The 13,859-nt window shown below is 31.3% G+C and carries 14 protein-coding genes; 6 read left to right on the plus strand and 8 right to left on the minus strand.

The window, feature by feature from the left end; all coding sequences use genetic code 11:
- From Q0663_RS00745 to rplU, 3 genes are all read right to left on the minus strand, one after another.
- Positions 1–735, minus strand: coding sequence for a LytTR family DNA-binding domain-containing protein (locus Q0663_RS00745; RefSeq protein ID WP_299004819.1), 735 nt, complete (start codon positions 733–735; stop codon positions 1–3).
- 363 nt (positions 736–1,098) lie between these two features.
- Positions 1,099–1,359 (minus strand): 50S ribosomal protein L27, encoded by a 261-nt coding sequence (rpmA, locus tag Q0663_RS00750; protein WP_028891690.1) that lies wholly within the window; start codon positions 1,357–1,359, stop codon positions 1,099–1,101.
- 22 nt (positions 1,360–1,381) lie between these two features.
- Complete coding sequence (gene rplU, locus Q0663_RS00755; protein ID WP_047787976.1) at positions 1,382–1,867, minus strand: 50S ribosomal protein L21; 486 nt, start codon at positions 1,865–1,867, stop codon at positions 1,382–1,384.
- A gap of 206 nt (positions 1,868–2,073) precedes the next feature.
- Here rplU and Q0663_RS00760 point away from each other — a divergent pair, with 206 nt between their 5' ends.
- Both Q0663_RS00760 and Q0663_RS00765 read left to right on the plus strand, forming a co-directional pair.
- A complete protein-coding gene (locus tag Q0663_RS00760; protein ID WP_299004828.1) occupies positions 2,074–3,390 on the plus strand; it encodes a pitrilysin family protein in 1,317 nt (438 codons plus the stop codon).
- 21 nt (positions 3,391–3,411) lie between these two features.
- A complete protein-coding gene (locus Q0663_RS00765) occupies positions 3,412–5,466 on the plus strand; it encodes an insulinase family protein (protein ID WP_299004831.1) in 2,055 nt (684 codons plus the stop codon).
- Between the two features lie 82 nt (positions 5,467–5,548).
- On the opposite strand, the gene Q0663_RS00770 is transcribed toward Q0663_RS00765, so the two are convergent.
- Positions 5,549–6,421 carry an EamA family transporter gene (locus tag Q0663_RS00770; RefSeq protein ID WP_299004834.1) on the minus strand — a complete coding sequence of 291 codons (873 nt, stop codon included), beginning with the start codon at positions 6,419–6,421 and terminating at the stop codon, positions 5,549–5,551.
- Positions 6,422–6,510: 89 nt separating this feature from the next.
- Between Q0663_RS00770 and Q0663_RS00775 the strand changes: the two genes are divergently transcribed.
- Complete coding sequence (locus Q0663_RS00775) at positions 6,511–7,050, plus strand: cation transporter (RefSeq protein ID WP_299004838.1); 540 nt, start codon at positions 6,511–6,513, stop codon at positions 7,048–7,050.
- Positions 7,051–7,137: 87 nt separating this feature from the next.
- On the plus strand, positions 7,138–8,163 hold the full coding sequence (locus tag Q0663_RS00780) for a COX15/CtaA family protein (RefSeq protein WP_299004841.1): 1,026 nt from the start codon (positions 7,138–7,140) through the stop codon (positions 8,161–8,163).
- A 1-nt stretch (position 8,164) separates the two neighbouring features.
- Here Q0663_RS00780 and gldD read toward each other — a convergent pair whose 3' ends face one another.
- Genes gldD through mutY form a run of 4 tightly spaced genes read right to left on the minus strand, consistent with a single transcriptional unit; the run spans position 8,165 to position 11,575 of the window.
- Entirely contained in the window at positions 8,165–8,719 is a 555-nt protein-coding gene (gene gldD / locus Q0663_RS00785; RefSeq protein WP_299004844.1) for a gliding motility lipoprotein GldD, read from the minus strand.
- Positions 8,712–10,040, minus strand: coding sequence for a gliding motility-associated protein GldE (gene gldE, locus Q0663_RS00790; protein WP_299004847.1), 1,329 nt, complete (start codon positions 10,038–10,040; stop codon positions 8,712–8,714). The genes gldD and gldE overlap by 8 nt, the downstream gene beginning before the upstream one ends.
- A 19-nt stretch (positions 10,041–10,059) precedes the next feature.
- Positions 10,060–10,491, minus strand: coding sequence for a single-stranded DNA-binding protein (locus Q0663_RS00795; protein ID WP_299004850.1), 432 nt, complete (start codon positions 10,489–10,491; stop codon positions 10,060–10,062).
- A gap of 37 nt (positions 10,492–10,528) precedes the next feature.
- The gene (gene mutY / locus Q0663_RS00800; protein ID WP_299004853.1) at positions 10,529–11,575 is read right to left on the minus strand and encodes an A/G-specific adenine glycosylase; all 1,047 of its coding nucleotides are present in this window, start codon (positions 11,573–11,575) and stop codon (positions 10,529–10,531) included.
- Positions 11,576–11,708: 133 nt separating this feature from the next.
- On the opposite strand from mutY, the gene Q0663_RS00805 reads away from it, so the two are divergent.
- A complete protein-coding gene (locus tag Q0663_RS00805) occupies positions 11,709–11,999 on the plus strand; it encodes an HU family DNA-binding protein (protein WP_028891679.1) in 291 nt (96 codons plus the stop codon).
- Between the two features lie 293 nt (positions 12,000–12,292).
- Positions 12,293–13,837 (plus strand): ribonuclease E/G, encoded by a 1,545-nt coding sequence (locus Q0663_RS00810; protein ID WP_299004862.1) that lies wholly within the window; start codon positions 12,293–12,295, stop codon positions 13,835–13,837.
- Positions 13,838–13,859 lie beyond the last annotated feature (22 nt).

Consider the following 13,859-nt stretch of genomic DNA (forward strand, 5'->3'; position numbering starts at 1 on the left):
CTAAAATTTTTCTAAGAAATTAGATTTTCTCTGACGAGATACAGGAATTTTATGGTTGTTTTCTAACACTACATACCCATCTGACTTTAAAAACTCTTTAATCTTATTTAGGTTAATAACATATGAATTGTGTATTCTAAAAAAATGATCTTCAGGCAATAACGAATTAATCTCTTTTAACTTCTTTGTTACTACAATATTTTTATTTCCTGAAGTATGTATGGTTGAATAATTTCCGTCAGATTCTACAAACAGAATTTCGTCTTCCGATAAAAAAACCAGTTTTCCATCGGTGTTTATCGTAATTTTTCTTCTATTAAATTTTTTATTGAAGCTAGATAATATTTTTTCCACCTTTTCTGTATTGTTATACTTCTTATGGTGAAGCTTTATTCTACCTATAGTTTCTTCTAAATCATCTGAATCAATTGGTTTTAGAAGATAGTCTATTGCTTGGTTTTTTAATGCTTTAATAGCATATTCATTATATGCAGTGGTAATTATAATAGCAAAATCTTTGTTATCTAGTTTTTCTAACAACTGAAAACCATCCATCGTAGGCATTTCAATATCTAAAAAAAGGCAATCAATATCATTTTCATTAATATATTTAATTGCTTTTTCTGCTTCGGTAAATGTTTCGATAATTTCTATATCTTCATGAAAATTTGACAACTCCCAAGACAACCCTTGTATTGCTTTGGGCTCGTCATCAACTATTACAGCTCTTAACATTGTGTGTACATTTGTACCAAATGTAATAGATAATATCTTAAAAATAAAATATATAGATAACGCTTTATTTAAACCATAACTAAAGAGCTATAGTATCATGAAATAATTACCATTTACACAAAAAAACAAACCATTTATACATCTACTCCCTAAAAACATCTTTTTTCCTCTGATATTTGTAGTGTAATACACAAGGGGAATCATATTGATAAATTGGGGGATTAATCAATAATGATATTAAGTTATGAAACACCGCTTTAACGAGCGGTGTTTTTTTTGTATAAATTTTAATGTTCGGTTTATATACAAAAAAAGCTCAACTATTTCTAGTTGAGCTTTTATCTTATCTAATCAGTTAGTTTCTTAAGCCTCGAATGGAGTTACAGAAACGTATGATTTGTTATCTCTTTTCTTTTGGAATTTTACAACACCATCAACTTTAGCGTGTAAAGTATGATCTTTACCCATGTAAACGTTTTCACCTGGATTGTGTTGAGTTCCTCTTTGACGAACAATAATGTTACCTGCAATTGCAGCTTGTCCTCCAAAAATCTTTACTCCTAATCGTTTCGATTCTGATTCACGACCGTTCTTCGAACTACCGACACCTTTCTTATGAGCCATCTTTGTAAGTTTTTAAAGTTAATTATTTACTTAATGCTTCAATTAATTCTGCTTTCTTTAAAGAAGTGTATCCTGAAATACCTTTTTCTTTAGCTAAAGCTTTTAATTCTGCAACAGTCATTGAACTTAAATCTGTCGATTCTTCTTTAACCTCTGTTTTAGGAGTTTCTTTTTTAGCTGCTGCCTTTTTAACTCCTGATGCAGAAATTCCTTCGATTTGGATTTCAGTTAAATACTGTCTGTGTCCATTTTTCTTTTTGTAACCTTTTCTTCTTTTCTTTTTGAAAACGATTACCTTATCACCTTTTAAGTGACCTAAAATCTTTGCAGTTACTCCTGCACCTTCTATAGCTGGGGCGCCAATAGTTACGTTTCCTTTATCTTCAATAAGCATTACATTATCAAAAGTTACTTTTGATCCTTCTGCTTCTGGTAAACGGTGTACGTATACTTTTTGGTCTTTTGCTACTTTAAATTGCTGCCCTGCTATCTCTACGATTGCGTACATACTATTTGTTTTGCGTTTATACTTTATTCACACTTTCTTAATAAAAATGCGGGTGCAAATATACATTTTTTACTTCAAAAAAAAATGTATTACTCAGAAAATTACTCTTTTAAGATAAAAAAGTTTAATTTTTATTGTTTTGAATGTAACAATTACTATAACTTCACGTCCCATACACGAAAATATTAAAAATTAAACTTTAATCAATGAGAAAAAGAGTTATCACTCTAGCTTCAGCTTTTATAGCATTTCATTTTACGTATGCTCAAAAAGTTGATTTTGAAGAGTATGATTTAAGCAATGGAATGCATGTTATTTTACATCAAGATAATACAGCACCAGTAGTAACAACATCTGTTATGTACCATGTAGGCGCGAAAGATGAGCAACCAAATAGGACAGGAATGGCTCATTTTTTTGAGCATTTATTATTTGAGGGTACAAAAAACATAAAAAAAGGAGAGTGGTTTAAAATAGTTTCTTCTAATGGAGGTACTAATAATGCTAACACTACCGATGATAGAACTTATTATTACGAGGTTTTTCCTTCTAATAATTTAGAATTAGGCTTATGGATGGAGTCTGAACGTTTATTACATCCTATTATAAGTCAAGAAGGTGTAGATACACAAAATGAGGTTGTGAAAGAAGAGAAGCGCTTACGTGTAGATAACCAACCTTACTCTCGTTTTTTAGAAAATGTTAAGAAAAACATGTTTAAAAAACATCCATATAAGGGAACTACTATAGGTAAAATGGAACACTTAGATGCCGCTACCTTAGAAGAGTTTTTAGCATTTAACAAAAAATACTACGTTCCTAATAATGCTACTTTGGTAGTTGCTGGAGATTTTGAGGTTAAAGAAGCCAAACGACTTATAAAAGATTATTTTGAGCCTATACCTAGAGGTAAAGATATAGTAAGAAATTTTCCGAAAGAAGACCCTATTACAAAAGAGTTTTTTGCCAAAGCTTACGACCCTAACATTCAAATACCTGCAATTATGGCTGCTTATAGAACTCCTTCTATGAAAACCAGAGATGCTAGAGTGTTAGATATGATTTCTACTTACTTAAGTGGTGGAAAAAGCTCTGTACTTTATAAAAAATTAGTTGATACTAAAAAAATGGCTTTACAGGCTGGTGCAATAAACCTAAGTCAAGAAGATTATGGGACCTATATTTTATTTGCACTTCCGCTAGGAAATAACTCTTTACAAAGTTTAGTAAAAGAAATTGATGAAGAGGTCGTAAAACTTCAAACAAATTTAATTTCAGAAAAAGATTATCAAAAGCTACAAAATAAATTTGAAAACAACTTTGTGAATGCAAACTCAAGTGTAGAAGGTATTGCTAATTCATTAGCTCGCTACAATGTATTGTATGGTGATACTAATTTAATAAATACTGAAATTGATATTTACAGGTCAATTACACGTGAGGAAATTAGAGACGTAGCAAAAAAATACTTAAACACTAACCAACGTTTGGTAATGGAATATTTACCAGAATCAAAAAAATAATTCAGTAATAAGACATTCAATATGAAAAAAATAATAATAGCAGCATTAGCAGTTGTAAGCATGTCTTTTGCTGTAAATGCTCAAATAGATAGAAGTGTACAACCAAAGCCAGGGCCAGCTCCTAAAATTAAGTTAGGGAAAGCCGAAAAATTCAAATTAAACAATGGTTTACAAGTAATTATGGTTGAAAACCATAAATTACCAAGGGTTTCTGCTTCATTAACAATTGATAACCCTATTTATTTAGAAGGTGATAAAACAGGTGTTTCTCAGGTTATGGGAGAAATGCTAGGTAACGGCACAACAAATATACCTAAAGATGAGTTTAATGAAAGGGTTGATTACCTTGGAGCAAATGTTTCTTTTAGAAGTAATGGAGCCTCAGTAAGATCATTAACAAAGTACTTTGGAGAGGTTTTAGGCTTAATGGCTGACGGGGTTAAAAACCCTAAATTTACACAAGAGGAGTTTGATAAAGTAATTGAACGTACTTTAGAAGGAATTAAATCTAACGAAAAAAGTGTAGAAGCTGTTGCTAGAAGGGTTGAAGATGCTTTAGTATATGGTAAAAATCATCCGTATGGCGAGTTCATAACTAAAGAAAGTATTAAAAATATTACACTACAAGATGCAAAAAACAATTATAACACCTACTACAAGCCAAATAACGCATACCTTGTAATAGTTGGAGATATTAACCCTAATGAGACTAAAAAATTAGTTAAGAATTTATTCAGCGATTGGAAAAAAGGAACCATACCTACCACTAGCTACAATGTACCTACCAATGTTGAAACTACTGAAATTAATTTTATAAACATGCCAAATGCAGTACAATCTCAAGTAGCTGTAATTAACACAGTTGATTTAACATTAGGTGATAAAGATTATTACGCAGCTCTATTAGCAAATAATATTTTAGGAGGCGGTGGTACTGCTCGTTTATTCATGAACTTACGTGAAGATAAAGGCTATACATACGGGTCTTATTCGAATCTTTCACAAGATAAAAATAAAAATGCTGGTGTTTTTAAAGCAAGTGCAGCTGTAAGAAATATAGTTACAGATAGTGCTGTTGTAGAAATTCAAAAAGAAATTAATAAAATTCGTTATCAAAAAGTAACACCTGAAGAATTAAAAAATTCAAAAGCTGAATATATAGGTAGTTTTGTACGTAATGTTCAAAAACCATCTGTAGCAGCGAATTTTGCATTAAATATTGCTCGTTATAATTTGCCAAACAATTTTTATGAAAAATATTTAGAAAATATCAACTCTGTTACTTTAGACGATGTACAAAACGCAGCAATTAAACATTTCAGAGGAGATAAAGCTCGTATAATTATTACAGGTAAAGGAATTGATGTTTTAAAGAACTTAGAAAAAACATCAGAATATAAAATAAATTATTTTGATGCGTATGCTAACCCTACTAAAAAACCTGAAATGAGCTTACCTATTCCTGAAGGAACTACAGCAAGTTCAGTTATTAACAATTACTTTAAGGCTATTGGAGGATTAGATAAAGTAGGAAACGTGAATTCTTTAATGATTTCTTCTGAAGCAAAAGTTCAAGGAATGCAATTAAGTTTAGTCCAAAAAAGCGCTACTCCTAATAGATCTTCTGTAGTTGTTTCTATGATGGGCAACGTAATGCAAAAAGTAATTTTTGACGGAACTAAAGGATATCAAGAAGTTCAAGGTCAGAAAAAAGAAATGACAGGTGAAGATTTAGAAGAAGTTAAAAACACTGCTGCTCCTTTTGCTGACAAAGCTTATAAAACAGGCACTTTGGACAGAATTGAGCCTATAGACGGAAACAATGCTTATGTGATTAAACATGGTAAAAAAGAAATCTTTTATGATGTAAAATCTGGGTTAAAGGTTAAAGAGGTTAAAACCGCTAAAGGACCACAAGGAGAAATGAAAGTACCTGTTGTTTTTTCAGATTACAAAGAAGTAAATGGAATTAAATTCCCTCATAAAATGATTCAAAAGAATGGACCAATGACTTTTGAGTTCATCACGAAAGAAATTAAAATTAATGAAGGGGTTTCTGACGCTGATTTTAAATAATAGTTAGACTTAAATCTATAAAAACTAAAAAAAGAGCCAAAATATAATATTTTGGCTCTTTTTATTTAAGTCATTTTTAAAATTATCTTGCTTTATTTACCAACCAAACTCCAAGCAGAATAATTCCTCCCGCTAACAACTGAATTAAACTTAATTTTTCTCCATCAATAATTCCCCACATTACAGCAACTGCTGGAATTAAATATGTTACAGAAGCTGCAAAAACAGGAGATGATAAATGCACCATTTTATTAAATAACACTTTTGCTACTCCTGTACCTACAACAGCTAATATTGCTACATAACCCAATGCAGAAGTTGTTTCTGCTGTTATTGCAAAAGTTGAAAAAAAGCCAGAAAACGCTAAAACGATAAATGCTGGAACAGTAAGCACTACAAAATGTCCAACTGTTATTGCTAAAGCATCCAAATCAAATAAGTATTTTTTTATTGTATTAACGTTAAAAGCATAACCTATTGACGCAACTACTACTAATAATGCATACCAGTAATTTTGGTTAGGATTTAACTCTGCTCCTTTTAAAATTAAAATTAAAGTACCTATTAAACCTATTAAAATTCCAACTAATTGTTTCTTTTTAAAAGAAAACCCAAAAACTAATGCTCCAAAAACAAAAGTGTTAAAAGGGGTAAGCGAATTTAAAATAGCAGCTATTGAGCTATCTATTCCCTGTATTGCAAATGCGAATAGAAATACAGGAAAAAAAGTTCCTAAACCAGCCGTAATTATCACATACTTCCAGTGTTTTTTTTGAATTCTTTTTAAACTCTTAAACCCAACTAACAATAAAAAAAATGCTGTAATTAACATTCGTAAAGCACCTACCTGAATTGGAGTTAATCCTATCAAGGCCTTTTTCATCAAAATAAAAGAGCTTCCCCAAACTAGCGAAAGCACAATTAAAAACAACCATTTTTGCTGTTGCTTATTCATTATCAAGTATTTTAAACACAAAAGTCGTCTATTTATATTTTTAATTTTGATTTTATTGATAAATTTGCAGAATAATTCAATAGATAAAAATGATGAAATTTTTAAAAATATTTTTTGTTACTGCTTTTGTAAGTTTAACAATGATTGCTTGTAAAAGTGAAGCTAAAAAAGAAGAAGCTCAAGAACAAAAAACTGAAACAGTAGCAGAAGCTAATCCACAAGAACTTTCATTAAACATTTCAGGAATGACTTGTGAAATAGGATGCGCTAGAAAAATAGCTTCTGATTTAAATAAAAAGGATGGAGTTTTAGAAGCTAACGTTGTATTTAACGATAGTATTGCAACTATAAAATACGATGCTAACAAAACTAACAAAGCTGAATTAATTGCCTTTGTTGAAGGAATTGGTAGCGGTGATATGTACAAAGCTGCTGAAACTACTAAAAAAGCAGATGAGAAAGCTTGTAAGGCTGATTGCACTATGGCATGTTGCGCAAAAAAAGATGCTGATAAAAAAGCTTGTGGTGACGATTGTAAAAAAGAGTGCTGTACAAAAACAGAAACTGAAAAAACTGCTTGTGCTACAAATTGTGAGAAGGCATGTTGTACCGAAACAAAAAAAGCATAATTTGCTTATTTTAAACAATATTGAAAGCTCCTAATTTAGGAGCTTTTTTTATGGCTTTTAAGTATCTTTGCTAAAACTTTTTATCAGATGAAGAAACATTTTCCTCTCATTGTAAAAATCTCGTTAATTGCGGTATATATTATTTTTTTAGCTGGCTCTGTTGTTCGTATGACAGGTTCTGGAATGGGCTGTCCTGATTGGCCAAAGTGTTTCGGATATTACATTCCGCCAACTTCTGAAGAAGAAATTACTTGGCAACCTAATTACGAGTACAAAAAAGGAATGATTATCGTAAAAGATGAAGCGTTATTTGTTGCGGGTCATAACATTAAAACCACGGAGGAATTTAATGCTAACAACTGGGAAAAGTACACCAAACACGATTACGCTAAGTTTAACAAATTCCATACTTGGACGGAGTACATCAACCGATTAAGCTCTGCTTTGGCTGGAATTCCGTTTCTATTTTTAATTTTTGTTTCTGTTAAATTTTGGAAGGAAAAAAAGCTAATCACACTTTTATCATTCGGAGCTTTCTTTTTAATGCTCTTTGAAGCGTGGCTTGGAAAAACGGTGGTAGACTCAAACCTAAAACCTACAATTATCACCATTCACATGGTTGGTGGTTTGGTAATTATAGCCCTGTTATTATGGCTACTTTACATCGTTTCTGATCGTAAAAAAGCATCTTACAAATACAATTCATTATTTAGCAAGCTAGTTATTATTTCAGCTGTATTTTCTTTAATTCAAATTGCTTTAGGAACACAAGTACGCCAATTTATTGACGAACAAGTAAAATTACACGGATTTGAAAACAAGCACTACAGCTTAATGGATCCTAACCTTAAATTTTACATTCATCGCTCGTTTACCATAGCAATTGTATTGGTAAATTTGGGATTATTTTACTTAAATCAAGTAAAGAATTTAGGATATAAACTGGTAAACTGGGTAGTCTTTTTAATCTTTTTAGAAACGATTACAGGTATTTTAATGTACTATGCAGAATTCCCATTAGGAACACAAGCTGTACACTTATTATCAGGTGCTATTTTATTCGGATTACAATTTTATTTGTGGTTACAGAGTAGGAAAGTAACGATTCAATAGCTTAATCTTTCCATTCAAGCGTTTCCATCATATGAATCATATCTTTTTTGATGTATTCAACTGCTGGTAAAATAGAATCATAATTTGGTTTAGTATAAAAGAATAAAGACCCTTTTAAAAAGTGTTTAGAGCTATCTGTTGCATGAAACTGCACTTGTGATGCAGCATTCCCTAAAATTTGATATAAACTCCCATAAACTTTCGTATTTGGGTTTACATATTCTACAGGTGCGGTAATTTGATCTGCTTTTATAGCATGTTCAAACACTAATTTTTCCGACTCCATTAACAACTCTCTTAAATTTCCTTCAATTGGACGATACGTAATATCAACCGAAGCTTTTAAGGTCGGATACTCAACCTTCATCCAGTTTTTTGGTAAGTTTTTAGATTGAGTTATTTGAGTTGTTTCAAAAGAATATGGCTTTTGAAGTGGCATTTTGCTGTACCTTTTACTAGGATACTCTAAACTTAAATATGCTTTAGGTTTAGGTAAGGTTTCTTCACTACAACTTATCAAAAATATTGCTGATGCCAGCAAAAAGAATTTACGCATTTCGGGTAACTTTTACTTGTTTTATACGTTTTTTAGCCAACGCTTCAATAGTAAACGTATAATTACTGAAGTTTATTTTTTCGCCTTTTTTAGGAAACTTTCCTGAGACTTCTAAAATAAAACCTGCTAAGGTTTCACTTTCTCCTTTGGCCTCTTCAAATTTCTCTTCATCTTCATCATCTAAGACACGGCAAAAATCTTTGATGGTTATTTTTCCTTCAAAAATATAATTATTTTCATCAAGTTTCGAATAGATCAAGTCTTCATCATCAAATTCGTCATTAATATCACCTACAATTTCTTCGATAACATCTTCTAAGGTTACGATCCCACTTGTTCCTCCGTATTCATCAACCACAATGGCTAGGTGTTTTTTCTTTTCTTGAAACTCAATTAATAAATCATCTAACTTTTTGTTTTCAGGCACAAAGAACGCTTCTCTTAATAGGTTTTGCCATTTAAACGTCTTCTTATTCAAATGTTCCAATAAATCTTTTGCATACAAGACCCCAACAATGGTATCCATATTTTCACGATATACAGGATTTCTTGAATAACCGTTCTTTAAAATCATTTGTAGTACCTCTCCATAACTTGCATCTTCTGAAATGGCACAAACATCAGTTCGAGGTTTCATAATTTGCACTGTTTCGGTATTTCCAAAACTTACAATCCCTTCTAAAATTTTTTGTTCTTCTTTGGTTGTAGCATCATCTGAAGTTAGCTCTAACGCTTGTGATAAACGCTCAACTGAAAGGTTGTTGTTTTTGTTTCCTAATCTATTTTCTATAACGCTAGTTAACTTGATAAGCGGAGAACTTAACGGAGTTAATAGAGTGTTTAAAACCTGAATTGGCTTTGCCATCATTTCAGCAAACTGCAATGATTTTCTGCTTGCATATACTTTTGGTAATACTTCTCCAAACAATAGAATTAAAAAAGTAATCAGTACAATTTCAATCAAAAAAAGTACAGAAACATTGAAAAAATAAAAATCCAGCTCATAATCTAACCCCGTAAACAATACCTTGCCAATATTTGCAAATAACAGTACAATAAGAATATTAATGAAATTATTGGTAATTAAAATTGTACCTAATAATTTTTTGGGATCATCTAATAGTTTTACTACTGTATTTTCTTCTTTCGAATTTGATGACAGCTCATCTAACTCAGTTTGAGAGATTGAAAAAAATGCTACTTCAGTTCCTGAAACCAATGCAGAACAAATCAATAAAAGTAGTAAAAGCAAAAGGTTAACGGTCGTTAACCAATCAAAACTTGATAATAATAAAAATAAAGGTTCGGGTTCTGGATCCAATTTTTAAAATTTAATTATACTAAAATGGTAAATCGTCATCTTCTTCAGGACCTACACTTGGCGGTGTAGGTTTTCCTTGCATTGGTTGTGCACTGGGTTGTGGATTATTTGAGTCTTTTTTAGTCGATAAAAAAGTCATGTCTTGCACATGAATTTCAGTAGCATAACGTTTTTGCCCATCTACTTCATACTGACGTGTTTTTATACGACCTTCGCAATACACACGATCTCCTTTGGTTAAATATTTCTCACAGATTTCAGCCAGTTTATTACGCACTACAATATTATGCCATTCAACATTGGTTACCTTTTCTCCGGTTTGACGATTGGTATAGGTTTCATTAGTAGCTAATGGAAAACGACCTATTGAGTTTCCTCCTTCAAAATAGTGCATTTTAACCTCATCTCCTAAATGTCCTATCAAAATAACCTTGTTTATTGTTCCTGCCATAGCATTATAGTTTAGTATAAAATCAAATATACAAAAATTAGGATTCCTCGTTTAAATATTCCTCCAAAAACTTATCAATAAGCACAGGCACAGGCTGCTCTTTTACTTTTGACCAACTCATTGTTTTTTCACTAACATTCGTAGTTTTTACTACCCAAAACTTCGTAATTAAATGCTGGTGTGACAATTTGTGAACAATATCTTCTTTATTAAAAAGTGATATGGTAGTTTTTTCAGGAAACAATTTTACAAACTGATTATGTTCTATCAATTCTTTTTTATCTGTTTCCTTTTTAGTTTCCACAAGTGGAAATTGATACAGTCCTTGCCAAATTCCTTTACCTACACGTTCCTTTAACACTGTTTGATCATCCTCTGTAACTGGAACCAAATAATTAAAATAACGTTTCTTAATTTTTACTTTCTTCTCCTTTACAGGAAGTTCTTTTACACTGTTATTTCCCTGCGCTACACAACTTTCAGCCAACGGGCATTCACCACACAACGGATTTTGGGGCTTGCAATGTAAAGCACCAAAATCCATAATAGCTTGATTGTACACTCCTGGTTGTGTTACATCAATTACAGTTTGTGCTAACTCTTTAAACTCTTTAATTCCTTTGGTAGAATTAATTGGTGTAGTTATTCCAAAATAACGAGATAAAACTCTATAAACATTACCATCAACAACCGCAACAGGTTCATCATAACAAATAGATGCAATTGCTGAAGCGGTATAATCTCCTACTCCTTTTAATTGTAATAATTCTTTATAGGTTTTAGGAAACACACCATTCAATTCTTCTGAAATATATTTAGCAGTAAAATGTAAATTTCTTGCTCTTGAGTAGTAACCCAAACCTTGCCATAATTTTAACACTTCAATTTCTTCAGCTTTTGCTAAATCAAACACTGTTGGGAAAGCTTTAGTAAACTTTAAAAAATACGGTAAGCCTTGCGCAACACGGGTTTGTTGTAACATAATTTCACTTAACCAAACACGATACGGATCTTTAGTTTTTCGCCAAGGAAGTTCTCTTTTGTTTTGTAAATACCAGAAAATTAATTGTTTAGATAAAGACATTTATGTAAATTGTGCCAGCAAAATTAACATATTTTATTTAGATATTTTTATTCTTATTTTTTTCGGAATAGATTAATTATCATATATTTGCACCCTCAAAAATTCAAAAAGTAATTTCAAAAAAATATATAGAATGACAAAAGCAGATATCGTATCTAAAATTTCAGATAAGAGTGGAATTGAAAAAGCAGATGTTTTGGCGACTGTTGAAGCATTTATGGACGAAGTAAAAGATGCATTAGAGAATGGAGATAATGTATATTTAAGAGGTTTCGGTAGTTTTATTATTAAAACTAGAGCAGAAAAAACTGGTAGAAACATTTCTAAAAATACCACCATTAAGATTCCTGCACACAACATACCTGCTTTTAAACCTTCTAAGGTATTTACTGAAGGTGTAAAAACTAAAGTAGCCGTAAAATAATTTAAAAAGTATTAACCCAAAGCCTTTCCTACAAAGGTTTTACAAAACATTTTAACTATGCCAAGTGGTAAAAAAAGAAAGAGAGCTAAGATCTCTACACACAAAAGAAAGAAAAGAGCAAGAGCAAATCGTCATAAGAAAAAGTAAGCAGTAGCTTACTTTTTCGTTGCTTTTATAAGCTACGTTCATTGAAATTAAGGTTTTAACACCTTAAAATGGTATAAATAATATACCTGTTTACAAATTTTAATCCGTCTTCGTAAATTTTACGTCGGCACAAAACCATATTCAGAATGAAAACAGAATTAATAATTCGTTCCAATTCTTCTGATATTGATTTCGCCTTACTAAGAGATGGTAAACTTATTGAGTTAAACAAAGAAACAAGCGACAATAATTTTTCAGTCGGTGATATTTTTCTTGCTAAAATAGGAAAAGTGATGACTGGTTTAAATGCCGCTTTTGTAAATGTTGGATATCCTAAAGATGGTTTTTTACACTATCACGACTTAGGTCCGCAAGTACAATCTTTAAACAAATTCATTAAGAAAGTAAGCACAGGTAATTACAAAGAGTTCACTTTAAAAAACTTTCGCTTTGAAGAAGATATTAACAAAGACGGAAGTATTAACGATGTACTAAAATCAGGTCAAAATTTATTAGTACAAATTGTAAAAGAACCTATATCTACCAAAGGTCCGCGTATTAGTTCGGAACTTTCTATTGCAGGTAGGTTTTTAGTTTTAGTTCCTTTTTCTAACCGTATATCGGTATCGCAAAAAATAGTAGATCCGAAAGAAAAGGAGCGTTTAAAAAAATTAGCAAAAAGTATCAGACCCAAAGGGTTTGGTCTTATTTTACGTACTGTTGCCGAAGGTAAAAAGGTAGCAGAACTTGACAAAGATTTACAAAACTCACTTGACCGTTGGAAAACAATGTGTAAACGCATTGCTAACAACAACACTCCAACCAAAATATTAAGTGAGTTAAACAGAGCATCCTCTATTTTGAGAGATGTAATGAATGATTCTTTTACAAGCATTGTAACCAACGATGAAACTTTAAAAGTTGAAATTAAAGAGTATTTACAAGAGATATATCCTGAAAAGGAAAACATTGTAAAGCTTCACCGTTCTGAAGTCCCTATTTTTGAAAAGTATGGAATAGAGCGTCAAATTAAAACATCGTTTGGTAAAACAGTTTCAATGAGCAAAGGAGCTTATTTAGTTATTGAACATACCGAAGCTTTACACGTTATAGATGTAAATAGCGGTAACCGTTCTAACAAATCCTTAAACCAAGAAGAAACTGCTTTAGAAGTCAATTTAATTGCAGCCAGTGAAATTGCTCGTCAGTTACAGTTACGAGATATGGGCGGAATTATAGTTGTTGACTTTATAGATATGAAGTCTGCTGAAAACAGACAGAAATTATATCAACACTTAAAAGACGCGATGGCTTTAGATCGTACTAAACACAAAATTTTACCTCCAAGTAAATTTGGTTTAGTACAAATTACAAGACAACGTGTACGACCTGAATTAGAGATAAAAACGCGTGAACCTAATCCAAATAAAAATGGAGAAGTGGAAGCTCCTATTGTCTTATTAGATAAAATAGAAGCAGAACTTGAACGCCTTATAAATAGTGGTAAAAACTATAAAGATATTACTTTAAATGTACATCCTTTTATAGCTGCTTATTTAACAAAAGGCGTGAACTCTATCCGTTTTAAATGGTTTGTTCAATACAAAAAGTGGATTAAAGTATTACCAAGAGACGCTTACCAGTACTTACAATATAAATTCTATTTTAAAAAGAAAAAAAAAAGTAAGTAAGGCAATCTTATTATGAAATAAA

Origin of the sequence: uncultured Tenacibaculum sp. (genome assembly GCF_947504135.1) — a bacterium.
Taxonomy (GTDB): Bacteria; Bacteroidota; Bacteroidia; order Flavobacteriales; family Flavobacteriaceae; genus Polaribacter.

Bases quoted from the DNA above. Each gene is read 5' to 3' on its own strand.
- Q0663_RS00745 (WP_299004819.1), bottom strand. From the start codon at position 735: ATGTTAAGAGCTGTAATAGTTGATGACGAGCCCAAAGCAATACAAGGG.
- rpmA (WP_028891690.1), bottom strand. From the start codon at position 1,359: ATGGCTCATAAGAAAGGTGTCGGTAGTTCGAAGAACGGTCGTGAATCA.
- rplU (WP_047787976.1), bottom strand. From the start codon at position 1,867: ATGTACGCAATCGTAGAGATAGCAGGGCAGCAATTTAAAGTAGCAAAA.
- Q0663_RS00760 (WP_299004828.1), top strand. From the start codon at position 2,074: ATGAGAAAAAGAGTTATCACTCTAGCTTCAGCTTTTATAGCATTTCAT.
- Q0663_RS00765 (WP_299004831.1), top strand. From the start codon at position 3,412: ATGAAAAAAATAATAATAGCAGCATTAGCAGTTGTAAGCATGTCTTTT.
- Q0663_RS00770 (WP_299004834.1), bottom strand. From the start codon at position 6,421: ATGAATAAGCAACAGCAAAAATGGTTGTTTTTAATTGTGCTTTCGCTA.
- Q0663_RS00775 (WP_299004838.1), top strand. From the start codon at position 6,511: ATGATGAAATTTTTAAAAATATTTTTTGTTACTGCTTTTGTAAGTTTA.
- Q0663_RS00780 (WP_299004841.1), top strand. From the start codon at position 7,138: ATGAAGAAACATTTTCCTCTCATTGTAAAAATCTCGTTAATTGCGGTA.
- gldD (WP_299004844.1), bottom strand. From the start codon at position 8,719: ATGCGTAAATTCTTTTTGCTGGCATCAGCAATATTTTTGATAAGTTGT.
- Q0663_RS00795 (WP_299004850.1), bottom strand. From the start codon at position 10,491: ATGGCAGGAACAATAAACAAGGTTATTTTGATAGGACATTTAGGAGAT.
- mutY (WP_299004853.1), bottom strand. From the start codon at position 11,575: ATGTCTTTATCTAAACAATTAATTTTCTGGTATTTACAAAACAAAAGA.
- Q0663_RS00805 (WP_028891679.1), top strand. From the start codon at position 11,709: ATGACAAAAGCAGATATCGTATCTAAAATTTCAGATAAGAGTGGAATT.
- Q0663_RS00810 (WP_299004862.1), top strand. From the start codon at position 12,293: ATGAAAACAGAATTAATAATTCGTTCCAATTCTTCTGATATTGATTTC.